12 protein-coding genes are annotated in these 13,774 nt (G+C 69.9%); 10 read left to right on the top strand and 2 right to left on the bottom strand.

All coding sequences use genetic code 11. From position 1 onward, the window contains the following. Positions 1 to 2,097, bottom strand: a complete 2,097-nt coding sequence (locus ACPEH0_RS08225; protein WP_366213476.1) for an intein-containing Rv2578c family radical SAM protein — start codon at positions 2,095 to 2,097, stop codon at positions 1 to 3. 129 nt (positions 2,098 to 2,226) lie between these two features. On the opposite strand from ACPEH0_RS08225, the gene ACPEH0_RS08220 reads away from it, so the two are divergent. The 4 genes from ACPEH0_RS08220 (at position 2,227) to ACPEH0_RS08205 (ending at position 5,560) form a co-directional block, all read left to right on the top strand. Further along, positions 2,227 to 3,144 (top strand): M15 family metallopeptidase, encoded by a 918-nt coding sequence (locus ACPEH0_RS08220; RefSeq protein WP_366213477.1) that lies wholly within the window; start codon positions 2,227 to 2,229, stop codon positions 3,142 to 3,144. 120 nt (positions 3,145 to 3,264) lie between these two features. Then, a complete protein-coding gene (locus ACPEH0_RS08215; protein WP_366213478.1) occupies positions 3,265 to 4,428 on the top strand; it encodes an acyl-CoA dehydrogenase family protein in 1,164 nt (387 codons plus the stop codon). Between the two features lie 144 nt (positions 4,429 to 4,572). Continuing rightward, a complete protein-coding gene (locus tag ACPEH0_RS08210) occupies positions 4,573 to 5,139 on the top strand; it encodes a PfkB family carbohydrate kinase (RefSeq protein ID WP_217529115.1) in 567 nt (188 codons plus the stop codon). A 7-nt stretch (positions 5,140 to 5,146) separates the two neighbouring features. Next, on the top strand, positions 5,147 to 5,560 hold the full coding sequence (locus ACPEH0_RS08205; RefSeq protein WP_366213479.1) for an acyl-CoA thioesterase: 414 nt from the start codon (positions 5,147 to 5,149) through the stop codon (positions 5,558 to 5,560). A 6-nt stretch (positions 5,561 to 5,566) separates the two neighbouring features. Here ACPEH0_RS08205 and ACPEH0_RS08200 read toward each other — a convergent pair whose 3' ends face one another. Beyond that, a complete protein-coding gene (locus tag ACPEH0_RS08200) occupies positions 5,567 to 6,328 on the bottom strand; it encodes a GntR family transcriptional regulator (RefSeq protein ID WP_217529118.1) in 762 nt (253 codons plus the stop codon). A 171-nt stretch (positions 6,329 to 6,499) separates the two neighbouring features. On the opposite strand from ACPEH0_RS08200, the gene iolC reads away from it, so the two are divergent. The 6 genes from iolC (at position 6,500) to ACPEH0_RS08170 (ending at position 13,746) form a co-directional block, all read left to right on the top strand. Next, positions 6,500 to 7,462 (top strand): 5-dehydro-2-deoxygluconokinase, encoded by a 963-nt coding sequence (gene iolC, locus ACPEH0_RS08195; protein WP_217529120.1) that lies wholly within the window; start codon positions 6,500 to 6,502, stop codon positions 7,460 to 7,462. Then, positions 7,459 to 8,376 carry a class I fructose-bisphosphate aldolase gene (locus ACPEH0_RS08190; protein WP_366213480.1) on the top strand — a complete coding sequence of 306 codons (918 nt, stop codon included), beginning with the start codon at positions 7,459 to 7,461 and terminating at the stop codon, positions 8,374 to 8,376. The genes iolC and ACPEH0_RS08190 overlap by 4 nt, the downstream gene beginning before the upstream one ends. Continuing rightward, positions 8,373 to 9,926: a CoA-acylating methylmalonate-semialdehyde dehydrogenase gene (locus tag ACPEH0_RS08185; protein ID WP_217529123.1), complete on the top strand. Its 1,554-nt coding sequence runs from the start codon at positions 8,373 to 8,375 to the stop codon at positions 9,924 to 9,926. Before ACPEH0_RS08190 ends, ACPEH0_RS08185 begins: the two co-directional genes overlap by 4 nt. A gap of 69 nt (positions 9,927 to 9,995) precedes the next feature. Then, positions 9,996 to 10,907 carry a 5-deoxy-glucuronate isomerase gene (iolB, locus tag ACPEH0_RS08180; protein WP_217529246.1) on the top strand — a complete coding sequence of 304 codons (912 nt, stop codon included), beginning with the start codon at positions 9,996 to 9,998 and terminating at the stop codon, positions 10,905 to 10,907. Continuing rightward, the gene (iolD, locus tag ACPEH0_RS08175; protein ID WP_217529125.1) at positions 10,907 to 12,832 is read left to right on the top strand and encodes a 3D-(3,5/4)-trihydroxycyclohexane-1,2-dione acylhydrolase (decyclizing); all 1,926 of its coding nucleotides are present in this window, start codon (positions 10,907 to 10,909) and stop codon (positions 12,830 to 12,832) included. Before iolB ends, iolD begins: the two co-directional genes overlap by 1 nt. Continuing rightward, the gene (locus ACPEH0_RS08170) at positions 12,829 to 13,746 is read left to right on the top strand and encodes a sugar phosphate isomerase/epimerase family protein (protein WP_217529127.1); all 918 of its coding nucleotides are present in this window, start codon (positions 12,829 to 12,831) and stop codon (positions 13,744 to 13,746) included. The genes iolD and ACPEH0_RS08170 overlap by 4 nt, the downstream gene beginning before the upstream one ends. Positions 13,747 to 13,774 lie beyond the last annotated feature (28 nt).

Raw genomic sequence — 13,774 nt, 5'->3', positions numbered from 1 at the left:
TCAGAAGAGCATCGCTGCCGCCTGCTCGCGCGTCGCCGCCTTCATGACCGGACCCGTGGTCCGCACCGGGCCGAGCCCGCGCGGGGGAGTGTCCTCCTCTTCGAGCCTGCCGTGCAGTCCGTGCTTACGCAGCAGCGGACGCACCCGCGCGGACAGCCAGGAGCGGTATCCCTTCGGCGCCGAGACCGAGACGCCCGGGTACAGGCCGCGGTAGGCCGGCACGAGGTCCGGGCACTCGCGTTCCAGCCACTGCCAGAACCACTCCTTCGCGCCCGGTCGCAGGTGCAGGGCGCCGAAGACGACCCGGCGCGCACCGGATGCCGCGATCCGCGCGATCGCGTCGTCGAGCACGTCGATCCCGTCGGTCAGGTGCGGCACGATCGGCATGAGGAACACGGTCACCGAGAAGCCGGCATCCGTCGCGGCCTTCACGGTGTCGAGCCGTGCCTGGAACGACGGCGCGCCCGGCTCGAGGAGTTGGCGCAACGGTTCGTGGGGGATCGCGATCGACATGGCGATGTGGATCGGGACGCGGGTCGCGGCATCCGTCAGCTGCGGCAGGTCGCGGCGCAGCAGCGTGCCCTTCGTGAGGATCGAGAACGGCGTGCCGCTCGAGGCGAGGGCGTCGATGATGCCCGGCATCAGCCGATAGCGGCCCTCGGCCCGCTGGTACGGATCGGTGTTCGTACCGAGGGCGACCGGTTCGCGCCGCCACGACGGCTTGGCGAGCTCCCGCGCGAGCACCTCCGCCACATTGACCTTCACGACGATCTGCGAGTCGAAGTCGGCCCCGGCGTCGAGGTCGAGGTAGGTGTGCGTGTTGCGGGCGAAGCAATTGTGGCTGACCACCCCGGCGGCGATGAAGTCCTCGGTGTCCGTGGAGATGTCGACGAGATCGCGTTCACCGACGTCCTCGATCGAGATCACCGTCAGATCGGTCGCGGTCTTCACGGCCGCGCCCACGATCGACAGTTTCCGAGTGATGGCGGGGCTGGTGATCCGGAAGAACCGATCCCGCGAGGGCAGCCCGCCGGTCACGCGGATCGCCCTCAGCCCATTGGGCCGCACGGGCTCTCGGATGAAGCTGATCCCGAAGTGGTCGAGCGAGGTCGACACCGTCTCGAGCAGCCGCTCGTCCGTGTTGACGATGCGGAGGATGCCGCGCGAGCACGAACCCTCCGCATCGAAGATGCCGGACAGGAATCCCGCCCTCCAGGCGGACGAGGGTGCGGTGGGTTCGACGATCAGCGTCTCGATCGTTTCGACATCGGCCTGTCTTGCCGTGTGGATCGCCGTCATCGGCCGCCGCACGTCCGTCGCCGGAGTGAACGCTCGCTCGCGCGTGAGAACTCCTGCCCGCTCCAGGAAGCGCCGAGTCCGGTCCAACGCGTCGACATCCGCCAACGCGAGGCGGAATCGGTGGATCACCCGGGCCCGCTTCGCGTCGGTGTACGTGCCGTGGAAGATCATTCCGTCGCCGCGGATCATCCCGCTGAGGTATCCCCGTTCGAAGTCCGGCTCGGCGACGAAAGCGCTCTGCCCGCGCGGGGCGCCCATCCCGAACCCCTGCAGACGATTCCCCGTGGTCAGATGCGGACGACGGCCGGCGCCCGATGTCGTCCCCGTCACGTGCTTCCATCCGCGCTCGGTCAGGAACCGATGATCGCCACTCGCGATGATCTCCGTCCCGTCGGCAAGGGTGATCCGGTAGGCCGCTTTCCGGGTGGGCCAGACAGCGCGCACCGTCGTGGGGACGTAGCGCCGGTAGGCACCGTCCACGCGCGTCCCCATCACGTCCTCGCCGACGCGCACGTCCCCGAGCCGCTTGTGTCGACCCTCAGCCGTCATGACCAGGGTCTCGGGATCCAGGCAGTACGTGCACGCATGCGAGCACCCCCGATAGGGGTTCACGGTCCACGAGAACGGCATCGCGGAACCGCTCGGCACGTGGTTTAGCGCGGACTTCGCGACCACCTCGTGGAACGTCATCCCGGCGAACTCCGGCGTCGTCACCGAGCGGACGAGACCGCCCATCGACTCGAGCCCGGGCAGGGCGGCCTCATCGACCGTCGAGATGTCCTGCCCCTGCCACCGCATCTCCTCAGTCGAACACATATGCGAGGGACGAGTCAATGCCGCGGCCTAGAGAGTAGAACATCGAGGACGCACTCTCCGGCCTGGGACAATGGTCACGTGTCAGAGTCGAGGAGCGCCGCGAGGCGGCGGGTGCTCCGTTGGCGACGTCAGCGCCGCGCGGTCGTCCTGCTCGCCCTCGTCGCGACGCTCATCATCGCCCTCGTCGTCGTCCTCCCGCGCGCCCTCGCCCCCGACGACGCCGTGGCCGAACCGGCATCCACCCCCGCTCCGCCCTCGTCCGCGCCGACGAGCACACCGACGCCGACGCCGGAGACCCCCGAGGCCGAGCCGGCCTTGTGCGAGACGGATGCCGTGACCGCGGCGCTCGAGAACGGTTCCGACCGCGACGTGATCGCCGCGTTCGGCGGCGCCGAACCGTTCCGCGCGGCGATCGCCGACGGCGCGGCCCCCTGCGTCGACCTGCACGAGGCGGGGCGCCTCTGGGTGGTCGCGAACAAGCGGCATCCCCTCGATCCGATCGACCACTGGCCCACACCGCAGGCGCGTCCGCAGGACACCCGGATCGTGGCGGGCGGGTGGCTGCTCGACGAGACGGCGGCGGCGCTCGACGAGCTCTCGGCCGACGTGCGGGCCGCGGCGGGCACGATCGGGGTGAGCAGCGGGTTCCGCCCCTACGACTTCCAGGTCGACACGTACAACCGCTACGTCTCGATGCGCGGCAAGGCGGCCGCCGACCTCCGGAGCGCACGCCCCGGCCACAGCGAGCACCAGACGGGACTCGCCGTGGACGTCGTGGCATGCGACTCCGGATGCGGCGACCATGACGGCTTCGGCGGCACCCCGCAGTCGGACTGGATCGCCGAGAACGCCTGGCGGTACGGCTTCATCGTCCGCTACGAGGAGGGACGCACCGCGACGACGGGCTACTCCGCCGAGCCGTGGCACCTGCGGTTCATCGGTCGGGAGTTGGCCGGCGCCTACGCCGACGGCGGCTTCCACACCCTCGAGGAGTTCTTCGGGCTCGAGCCCGCCCCCGACTACGGCTGAGGCTCGCCGCGGAACTCAGTCGCGCTCACCCTGGCATCCGATCCCACGGCGCGCGTACAGTGGAGGGTGGCGACGCCGCCCACGAGCGCAGCGTCGCGCCGACACGAAGGGGGTCCGCACATGGAGCGGAACATCTACGACGAGGACCACGAAGCGTTCCGCGACGTCGTCAGGGAGTTCATCAAGCGCTACGTCACCAACGAGAAGCGCGAACAGTGGGATGCCGCCGGCGAGATCGACCGGGCGACGATGCGCGCGGCCGGCGAGGCCGGTGTGATCGGGCTCAGCGTGCCGGAGGAGTTCGGCGGCGCGGGGATGCTGCAGGACTACCGCTTCCGCACGATCGTCAATGAAGAGGTCATCCGGGCCGGTGCGGGATCGCTCGCCGGCGCCTTCGGCATCCAGGACGACCTGGCCGTGCCCTACCTCGTGCACATGGGCACGCAGGAGCAGAAGGAGACCTGGCTCCCCCGCATGGCGACCGGTGAGATCATCGGTGCGCTCGCGATGACCGAGCCCGGTGCGGGATCGGACCTGCGCGGCATCTCGACGACCGCGAAGAAGACCGACGGCGGCTACATCGTCAACGGCGCGAAGACCTTCATCTCGTCGGGCGCCACCGCCGACATCTTCGTCGTGTTCGTGAAGACGGGAGAGGGCAACCGCCCCGACGCGTTCTCGCTGCTGCTGCTCGAAAGCGGCATGGCCGGGTTCGACCACGGCAAGAAGCTGCACAAAATGGGCTTCCACGGCCACGACACGGCCGAGCTGAGCTTCACCGACGTCTTCGTCCCCGACGCGAACCTCATCGGCGGCGAAGAGGGCAAGGGCTTCATCCAGCTGATGATGAACCTCCCGCTCGAGCGACTGTCAATCGGCGTCGCCGCGGCTGCCGCCGCGCAGGCCGGCGTCGAGTGGACGATCGCCTACACGAAGGACCGCGAGGCCTTCGGCGAGCGGATCATCGACTTCCAGAACACCCGCTTCACGCTTGCCGACCTCGTCACGACCGTCGACGTGATGTGGGCATACATCGACCGCGCGATCGCGCTCTACGGTGAGGGCAGGCTGTCGCCCGAGGAGGCCGCCAAGGTGAAGTTCTGGGCGACCGAGCGCGAATGGGAGGTGCTCGACGCGGGCGTGCAGCTCCACGGCGGCTACGGCTACATCACGGAGTATCCGATCGCCCGCGCCTTCCTCGACGCTCGCGTCCACCGCATCTACGGCGGCACGAACGAGATCATGCGCGACATCGTCTCGCGCCAGATCGCCGGCAAGCGCTGACCGCATCCGAGGTCCCGATCGGGCCGGAAACGCCACCGCATTTCTCGGCTTGATCGGGACCTCGTCTGTGTGCGGGATGTGCGTCACGCGCCGAGCGGTATGGTGAGGGCGTTTGCCGCGTCGCGGCCACGAGGAGGCAGAACGATGGAATCCCTTGACGTGCTCGTCGTGGGCGAAGCGCTGATGGACGTGGTGGCGACGCCGGACGGTGCGCGCGAGAGCGTCGGCGGCAGCCCCGCGAACGTGGCGCTCGGTCTCGCGCGGCGCGGCGTCGATGTCGCGCTGCTGACGCAGATCGGGCCCGATGCGCGCGGCCGAACCATCACGGAGCACCTGGAGGCGTCCGGCGTCCGGCTGCTCTCGGCGTCGACCAGCCTGCCGCGGACCTCCACCGCCGTCGCGCACCTGGCGGAGGACGGTTCGGCGACGTACGACTTCGACATCGTGTGGGACCGGCTCCCGAGCATCGAGGGTCTCTCCGCCCGCATCCTGCACACGGGTTCGATCGCAGCCTTCCTCGAGCCCGGTGCCGGCAGCGTCCGTGACATCCTCGCCTCGGCGGGGGCGAACATCGTCACCTTCGACCCCAACATCCGTCCGGCCCTCGTCGGCGCGCACGACGTCGCGTTCGCGGCCTTCGCCGAGACGGCCCGCGGGGCGGCTGGACGCCGCGGCGCCACGTCCCCTACGATCGATCCATCTATTTGTTAGGACAAAGATGGACGACAGTGGAAGCGTGGATTTCCGGTCTCGCAGGTGGGTCCGCCCGGAGGATCTCAATGCCCACGGGACGCTGTTCGGCGGCAGCCTGCTGCGGTGGATCGACGAGGAGGCGGCGATCTACGCGATCCTCCAGGTGGGCAACCACCGTGCCGTGACGAAGTACATGTCCGAGATCGAGTTCGTCAGCTCAGCGGTCCAGGGCGATCTCGTGGAACTCGGCATCCAGGCCACGGCGTTCGGGCGGACCTCCATCACGATGCGAGCCGAAGTCCGGAACATGGTGACAGCCGCGCGGATCCGCGCGATCGAACGCATCGTCTTCGTCGCCCTCGGTCCCGACGGTCAGCCGACGCCTCATGGCTACTCCTCGATCACGCAGCACCGGGATCGGCTCCCAGTCACCCCGTGACGGCGATCACTTCGCGACGAGCGTCGTCTCGAAGCTGTAGAGGTCGGGGCGGTAGCAGTGATGGCCGAACTCGAAGGCGCGTCCGGAGTCGTCGAACGCCACGCGTTCCATCGTGAGAACCGGGCCGTGCTCCTCGATGTCCAGGAGCTCGCTCTCGTCATCCCGCGCGCTGCGCGCGCCGATCTTCTGCTTCGCCACGCGGATCGTGACACCCCGCGCCCGCAGGATCTCGTAGAGCCCCTGCGACTCGAGCTGCTGGGGCTGGATATCGGCGAACTCCGGCGGAAGGTAGTTCTCCAGTACGGCGACCGGCACGCCGTCGGTGCTGCGCTGTCGTCGGACGAAGAGCACCTCGGCGCCGACCGGCAGGCCGAGGCTACCGGCGACGACCTCCGGTGCGGCGATGATCTCGTGCGCGAGCACGCGCGTCGCGGGCTCGTGCGACGAGTTCTTGAGGTCCTCGTACAGGCTCGTCAGCTCGACCGCGCGGGTGACCTGTCCCTGCACGACCTGCGTCCCGATCCCTCGGCGCCGGACGAGCAGGCCCTTGTCGACGAGCTCCTGGATCGCGCGCCGGATCGTCGGGCGCGACAGTCCCAGACGCTGTCCGATGGCGATCTCGTTCTCGAGTCGCCCGCCGGGAGGGATCGTGCCGGCATGGATCGCCGCTTCGAGGCGGCTGGACACCTGGAAGTACAGCGGCACCGGCCCGGTGCGGTCGAGATCCGCGAAGAGGTCGGCGGGCCAATAGGTGTCGACGTCGACCATCGTGGCCACTCTCCTCGTCCGCCCCCGCGCGCCAGCATATGTACCGACAACATCACGTCCCAGGCTATCGGGTGACTCGACCTTCCCTCGGAAAAGACCTATGTGATATTGTTAGGACATGTCCGCAGCTGCGAACATCACCGCGACTCACGGAAAGTTGTACACAGGCGTATGACCTCTCCTCTCCCGGCACCCGACGTCCTCTCGATCGGTCGTCTCGGCGTCGACATCTATCCGCTGCAGAGCGGGGTCGGCCTCGAAGAGGTCTCGACCTTCGGGAAGTTCCTCGGCGGCAGTGCCGCCAACGTCGCGGTCGCGGCCGCGCGCTACGGCCATGATGTCGCCCTCGTCTCCCGCGTCGGCGACGACCCTCTCGGTCGCTATCTGCAGGCCGAGCTCCGGCGGCTCTCCGTCGACCCGGCGCTCGTCGCCGTCGACGGCACCTACAAGACGCCGCTCACCCTGTGCGAGATCTTCCCGCCCGACGACTTCCCGCTCTACTTCTATCGGGAGCCCAAGGCGCCCGACCTCGAGGTCAGCCCCGACCAGCTGCCGGACGACGCGCTCGAGCAGGCGTCGATCTTCTGGCTCACCGTCACAGGCCTCAGCCAGGAGCCCAGCCGCTCGACGCACCTCGACGCACTGCGCCGTCGCGGACGTCGCCGGCACACGATTCTCGACCTCGATTACCGCCCCATGTTCTGGCCCGACCCCGCGGAGGCCGGCGCGCAGGTCGGTGCAGCGCTCGATCACGTCACCATCGCCATCGGCAACCGCGAGGAATGCGAGGTCGCGGTCGGTGAGACCGATCCGCACCGGGCGGCCGATGCGCTCCTCGAACGCGGCGTCGAACTCGCGATCGTCAAGCAGGGACCCGACGGCGTCCTGGCGAAGACCCGTGATGAGACCGTCGTGGCGCCGCCGCATCCCGTCAGCGTGGTCAACGGCCTCGGAGCCGGTGACGCCTTCGGCGGTGCGATCTGCCACGGTCTGCTCGAAGGCTGGGAGCTCGACCGGATGCTGCGGTTCGCCAATGCCGCGGGGGCCATCGTGGCATCCCGCCTCGAGTGCTCGACCGCTATGCCGACGTCGGCGGAGGTCGACGAGGTCCTGACGGCTGGGAGCCGGGCATGAGCGGCCGCCGCGTCGGCGACGACGACTTCGATCGCCTGCGTCGACTCCGCGCCTTCGATCCGGAACGGGTCCGCAGTGCCGTCGCGTCCCGAGCGCGGCGCGACCTCGACGCGGGCGACGGGCGCCTGTTCATCGTCGCCGCCGACCACCCGGCGCGCGGCGCGCTCGCCGTCGGCTCCGATGCGGGTGCGATGGCCGACCGCTACGAACTGCTCGAGCGCCTCGCGATCGCCCTCAGCCGGCCCGGCGTCGACGGCGTCCTCGGGACCCCCGACATCATCGACGACCTCGGCGCGCTCGGCCTGCTCGAAGGGAAGATCGTCGTCGGCTCCATGAACCGCGGCGGGCTCCGCGGCGCGTCGTTCGAGATGGACGACCGGTACGGCGCCTACGACGTCCCCGCGATGGTGGCCGCGAACATCGACTTCGCGAAGACCCTCATCCGCATCAACCTCTCCGACGCAGCCACCGCCCCGACGCTCGAGGCGACGGCCCGCGCCGTGTCGGAGGCCGCGGCCGCTGGCATCCCGATCATGCTCGAGCCGTTTATGAGCACGTGGAGCGACGGACGCATCGTCAACGACCTGTCGACGGATGCCGTCATCCTGTCCGTCGCGATCGCCGCCGGCCTCGGGAGCTCGAGCGCGTACACGTGGATGAAGCTGCCGGTCGTGCCCGACATGGGGCGCGTCATGGCGGCCACCACGATGCCGACCCTGCTCCTCGGCGGCGACTCCGGCGCCGATCCCGACGAGACCTTCGCCTCCTGGCAGGACGCGCTTTCGCTGCCGGGGGTGCGGGGCCTCACCGTCGGCCGCACCCTCCTCTACCCGCCCGACGGCGACACCGCGGCAGCGGTCGACATCGCCGCCGGTCTCGTCCACGCATCCCTCCTCACGAAAGAACGATCATGAGCATCACGCACACCGACTCCACGGCATCGTCGGCCGCCGAGCAGACCCGCGTCATCGGTCACTGGATCGACGGTCGGCCGCACCCCTCCTCGAGCGACCGGACTGCTCCCGTGTTCAACCCGGCGACGGGTGTCGTGCAGGCGCGGGTCGCGCTCGCGGACCAGGGCGAGATCGACGCCGCGATCGCCTCGGCGGACGCAGGCTTCCGGGTGTGGTCCCGTTTCTCGATCGCCAAGCGCCAGACGGTGCTGTTCGCCTTCCGCGAGCTGCTGAACGCGCGGCGGGGCGAGCTCGCCGAGATCATCACGAGCGAGCACGGCAAGGTGCTCTCCGACGCCATGGGAGAGATCCTGCGCGGCCAGGAGGTGGTGGAGCTGGCGACGGGCTTCCCGCACCTGATCAAGGGGGCGTTCTCCGAGAACGCGTCGACGGGGATCGACGTCTATTCGTTGAAGCAGCCGCTCGGTGTGGTCGGGGTGATCTCGCCGTTCAACTTCCCGGTGATGGTCCCGCTGTGGTTCGCTCCGATCGCGATCGCGGCGGGCAACGCCGTGGTCCTGAAGCCGAGCGAGAAGGACCCCTCGGCCGCGCTCTGGCTCGCGCAGCTGTGGCAGGAGGCGGGCCTCCCCGACGGCGTGTTCACGGTGTTGCAGGGTGACAAGCTCGCCGTCGACGGCCTGCTGCACTCGCCGGTCGTGCAGTCGATCTCGTTCGTGGGCTCGACGCCGATCGCGCAGTACATCTACGAGACCGCCTCGCGGAACGGCAAGCGGGTGCAGGCGCTCGGCGGGGCGAAGAACCACATGCTGGTGCTGCCCGATGCCGACCTGGACCTCGTTGCGGACCAGGCGGTCAACGCCGGTTACGGTGCGGCGGGCGAGCGGTGCATGGCGATCAGCGTCGTCCTCGCCGTCGAGCCGGTGGCCGACGGGCTGATCGAGAAGATCCAGGAGCGGATCGCGAAGCTCAGGATCGGCAACGGTGCGGGGCAGGACGGCGTCGAACCGGACATGGGGCCGCTCATCACGGACGTCCACCGCGACAAGGTGGCGTCGTACGTCGACATCGCCGAGGCGGACGGCGCAGACGTGGTCGTCGACGGTCGCGGCTTCTCGGTCGACGGTCACGAGGACGGGTTCTTCTTCGGCCCCACCCTGCTCGACAAGGTCCCGACCACCTCGCGCGCCTACACGGAGGAGATCTTCGGTCCGGTGCTGTCGGTCGTCCGCGTCGACAGCTACGACGAGGGGCTGGAGCTCATCAATTCGGGTGAGTTCGGCAACGGCACCGCGATCTTCACGAACGACGGCGGCGCTGCGCGGCGTTTCCAGAACGAGGTGCAGGTCGGGATGATCGGGATCAATGTCCCGATCCCCGTCCCCGTGGCCTACCACTCGTTCGGCGGCTGGAAGAAGTCGCTCTTCGGCGACGCGAAGGCCTACGGCGTGCATGGATTCGACTTCTTCACCCGCGAGAAGGCCATCACGAGCCGGTGGCTCGACCCCGCGACGCACGGCGGCATCAACCTCGGCTTCCCCCAGAACGACTAAGGCGACGGATGCCGCCCCCCCGCGTGCGGTCGGGCGGCACTCCTCCGACGGCATCCCGAGAGCGCGAAGATGAGCATCGAGAACACCTGGTTCCACCGCCGCGGCACCCTGGCCCGGGACGGCTGGGAGAGCGTCGTGGACGCGAACATCCCCGGCTGGCAGCACACCGGCATCCGCATCGCCGACCTCGCCGAGCACGACTCGCTCGAGCTCACTTCGACAGACGTCGAGCGGGTCGTCGTCCCGCTCGCGGGCTCCTTCCACGTCGACCACCGCCACCACCCGGGGCACTGGAGCACCCGCCTGCACGGCAGGCGTTCGGTGTTCGACGGGCCGACGGACGTCCTCTACCTGCCGGTCGGGGTGTCGGCGACGATTTCGGGCGAAGGGCGGGTCGCGGTCGCCGAGGCGCCGGCCACCGAGAGACACTCGTGGGCGTACATCCCCGTCGAGCAGACGCCGGTCGAGCTGCGGGGAGCCGGCTCGTCGAGCAGGCAGGTGCACAACTTCGGTACGCCGGAGGCGTTGGATGCCGCACGCCTGATCGTCTGCGAGGTCATCACGCCGGCCGGGAACTGGTCGTCCTACCCGGCGCACAAGCACGACGAGCACCGTCCCGGTCACGAGTCCAGGCTCGAGGAGATCTACTACTTCGAGGCCGCGCCGATCGCCGGTTCCCCCGCCGACTCGTCGGCCGCGTTCGGGATGTTCCGCACCTCGTCCTCGCCCGCGGGGACGATCGAGATCGACGCGACCGTCCGTTCGGGCGACATCGCTCTCGTCCCCTTCGGCTACCACGGGCCCGCCGTCGCCGCCCCCGGGTACGACCTCTACTACCTGAACGTCATGGCGGGTCCCGACCCCGAACGGGTCTGGCTCATCAGCGACGACCCGGCCCATGCGTGGGTCCGCGACACCTGGGCCGATGAGGACATCGACCCGCGACTCCCGTTCCCCGAGGCGAAGGAAGGCCGACATTGATGGCATCGACGAAGCGGATGACGGTCAGCCAGGCCCTCATCGAGTTCCTGGCCCACCAGTGGACGGTCGACGGCGACATCCGGGAGCGGACCATCCCGGGGGTCTTCGGCATCTTCGGTCACGGCAACGTCGCCGGCGTCGGGCAGGCGCTGCGGCAGTTGAACGTCCACGAGCCCGAGCTGATGCCGTACCACCAGGCCCGCAACGAGCAGGCCATGGTGCACCAGGCCGTCGGCTACGCCCGCATGCACCGCCGTCGAGGCACCTACGCCTCGGCCGCGTCGGTCGGTCCCGGCGCGACGAACATGCTCACGGGTGCGGCGCTCGCGACGACCAACCGCCTGCCGGCGCTGCTGCTGCCGAGCGACACCTTCGCCACGCGCGTGGCGGATCCCGTCCTGCAGCAGCTCGAGCAGCCCTGGGACAGCGGACTCACCGTCAACGACGCCTTCCGCCCGCTGTCGAAGTTCTTCGACCGTGTGCAGCGGCCCGAGCAGCTCTTCTCGATCGCGCTGTCCGCGATGCGCGTGCTCACCGACCCCGCCGAGACCGGCGCCGTCACGATCGCGCTCCCCGAGGACGTCCAGGCGGAAGCCCTGGACGTGCCGATCGAGTTCCTGCAGGACCGCGAGTGGCACATCCGCCGCCCCCTCCCCGAGCGGGGTCCGCTCGCGCGCGCCGTCGCCGCCATCCGCTCCGCCAAGGCGCCCTTCATCGTGGCCGGCGGCGGCGTCCTCTACTCCGATGCCGAGCGCCGGCTGCGCGCATTCGTCGAGGCCACCGGCATCCCCGTCGGAACGACCCAGGCAGGCGGCGGAGCGCTGAGCTGGGATCACCCGCAGTACCTCGGCGGCGTCGGCGCGACCGGGTCGGCTGCGGCCAACCGGCTCGCCGCCGCAGCCGACGTCGTCATCGGCATCGGCACCCGCTACAGCGACTTCACGACGGCGTCGCGGACCGCGTTCCAGCATCCCGACGTGACCTTCGTCAACATCAACGTCGCCGCCTTCGATGCCTACAAGCACGGCAGCGAACTCCCGGTGATCGCCGACGCCCGTGAGGCGCTCGTCGCCCTTGAGCGCAACCTCGCGGGCTTCCGTGTCGCGCCGGCCTACGCCGAGCGCATCGCGCGCGAGAAGGCGGCGTGGGACGCCGTCGTCGACGCGTCGTTCGCCCGCACGGGCGCAGACCGTCCCGGCCAGCCCGAGATCATCCACGCGGTGCACAGCGCCGTGGGGGAGCGGGACGTCATCGTGCAGGCGGCCGGCTCCCTCCCGGGAGACCTCCACAAGCTCTGGAGGGTGCGCGACCCCCTCGGCTACCACGTCGAGTACGCCTTCTCGTGCATGGGGTACGAGATCGCCGGCGGTCTCGGGGCGAAGCGGGGGCTGCTCGCCGCGGGCGACGATCGGGACGTCGTGGTCATGGTGGGCGACGGGTCGTACCTCATGCTCAACTCCGAACTTGTCACGGCCGTCGCCGAGGGGCTCAAGATCATCGTCGTCCTCGTCCAGAACCACGGCTACGCCTCGATCGGGCACCTGTCCGAGACCGTCGGGTCCGAGCGCTTCGGGACGAAGTACCGCTCGTACGATCCCGACGCGCGCAACTTCCAGGACGGCGGTCTGCTGCCCGTCGACCTCGCGATGAACGCCCGCAGCTACGGGCTCGACGTGGTCGAGATCGCCGAGGGCCCGGATGCCGCCGCGGACCTCGCCGCCGCCGTCGCCGCCGCCAAGGCGTCGGAGCGCTCGACCGTCATCCACATCAACAGCGATCCGCTCGTCTACGCCCCCGACAACGGAGGGTGGTGGGACGTGCCCGTCCCGGAGGTGTCCACCATCGATTCGACGCAGCAGGCCCGCCTGGCCTACGAGACCGAACGCACCGCGCAGCGCCCGCTGCTCGGCGGGGTCGGCCGATGAAGGCCGTGGTGGCCGGGGCCCCCGTGAGCTTCGGGGTCTTCGAACTCACACCTGAGGGAGCCGAGACGGTCTCGGCCGACACGATGCTCGAGGCGCTCGTCGACGCCGACTACGCCGGCGTCGACCTCGGCCCGCTGGGCTTCCTCGGCGAGGACGCCGCGCTGCGGTCCCGCCTGGAGCGCTTCGGACTGTCGCTGGCGGGCGGCTGGGTGCAACTGCCGTTCTCCGACGACGAGGCGTTCGCGGCATCCCTCCCCGAGCTCGACCGGGGGCTCCGTCAGTTCGCCGCCGGGGCCGAGGGCGGCGCGGGTCCGCTGCCGCTCCCCACGCTCGCCGACGACGGATCGGCCCGGCGCCGTGCCGCGCCGGGACGGGGCGCCGAGGTGGACCCCCTCGGCGCGGATGCCTGGGGCCGCCTCACCGAGAACGTCAACCGGGCTGCGGCCATCGTCAGGAAGGCGGGGTTCGAGCCCACCTTCCACCACCACGCCGGGACCTTCGTGGAGTCTCCGGACGAGATCGACCGCTTCCTGTCGGACGTGGAGATGGACCTCACGCTCGACACCGGGCACCTCTTCATCGCAGGCGGCGATCCGCTCGGCGCCGTGCACCGCTGGGGCGACCGGATCAACCATCTGCACCTGAAGGACGTCGACCTCGCCGCACTCCGCCGCGTCCTCGCCGCCGGCGGCGGGATGCCCGAGGTCTGGTCGTCCGAGTCGTTCGTCGCCTTCGGGCGCGGCGACATCGATCTCGCGGCCGTGATGACCGCCCTCGATGCGCGCGGCTACGAGGGCTGGGTCGTCGTCGAGCAGGACGTGCTCAACGGGCCCGATGTCCCGCTGGACTCCTTCCTCTCCTCGCGGTCCGCCGATCAGGCGATCAACCGCGACGCCCTCCGCCCCTGGGCGTGACCTCGAGCCCTTCTTCGACGATGAACAG

The organism is Microbacterium sp. NPDC079356 (assembly GCF_049545465.1).
Classification (GTDB): Bacteria; Actinomycetota; Actinomycetes; order Actinomycetales; family Microbacteriaceae; genus Microbacterium; species Microbacterium gawkjiense.
Note: the sequence above shows the minus strand (reverse complement) of the source record. Positions and strands in the feature narration are given on the sequence as shown.

Excerpts from the sequence above, each read along its gene's own strand:
- ACPEH0_RS08185 (WP_217529123.1), top strand. The coding sequence starts at position 8,373 with ATGAGCATCACGCACACCGACTCCACGGCATCGTCGGCCGCCGAGCAG.
- ACPEH0_RS08170 (WP_217529127.1), top strand. The coding sequence starts at position 12,829 with ATGAAGGCCGTGGTGGCCGGGGCCCCCGTGAGCTTCGGGGTCTTCGAA.
- ACPEH0_RS08210 (WP_217529115.1), top strand. The coding sequence starts at position 4,573 with ATGGAATCCCTTGACGTGCTCGTCGTGGGCGAAGCGCTGATGGACGTG.
- ACPEH0_RS08225 (WP_366213476.1), bottom strand. The coding sequence starts at position 2,097 with ATGCGGTGGCAGGGGCAGGACATCTCGACGGTCGATGAGGCCGCCCTG.
- iolC (WP_217529120.1), top strand. The coding sequence starts at position 6,500 with ATGACCTCTCCTCTCCCGGCACCCGACGTCCTCTCGATCGGTCGTCTC.
- ACPEH0_RS08200 (WP_217529118.1), bottom strand. The coding sequence starts at position 6,328 with ATGGTCGACGTCGACACCTATTGGCCCGCCGACCTCTTCGCGGATCTC.
- ACPEH0_RS08205 (WP_366213479.1), top strand. The coding sequence starts at position 5,147 with ATGGACGACAGTGGAAGCGTGGATTTCCGGTCTCGCAGGTGGGTCCGC.
- iolB (WP_217529246.1), top strand. The coding sequence starts at position 9,996 with ATGAGCATCGAGAACACCTGGTTCCACCGCCGCGGCACCCTGGCCCGG.
- iolD (WP_217529125.1), top strand. The coding sequence starts at position 10,907 with ATGGCATCGACGAAGCGGATGACGGTCAGCCAGGCCCTCATCGAGTTC.
- ACPEH0_RS08190 (WP_366213480.1), top strand. The coding sequence starts at position 7,459 with ATGAGCGGCCGCCGCGTCGGCGACGACGACTTCGATCGCCTGCGTCGA.
- ACPEH0_RS08215 (WP_366213478.1), top strand. The coding sequence starts at position 3,265 with ATGGAGCGGAACATCTACGACGAGGACCACGAAGCGTTCCGCGACGTC.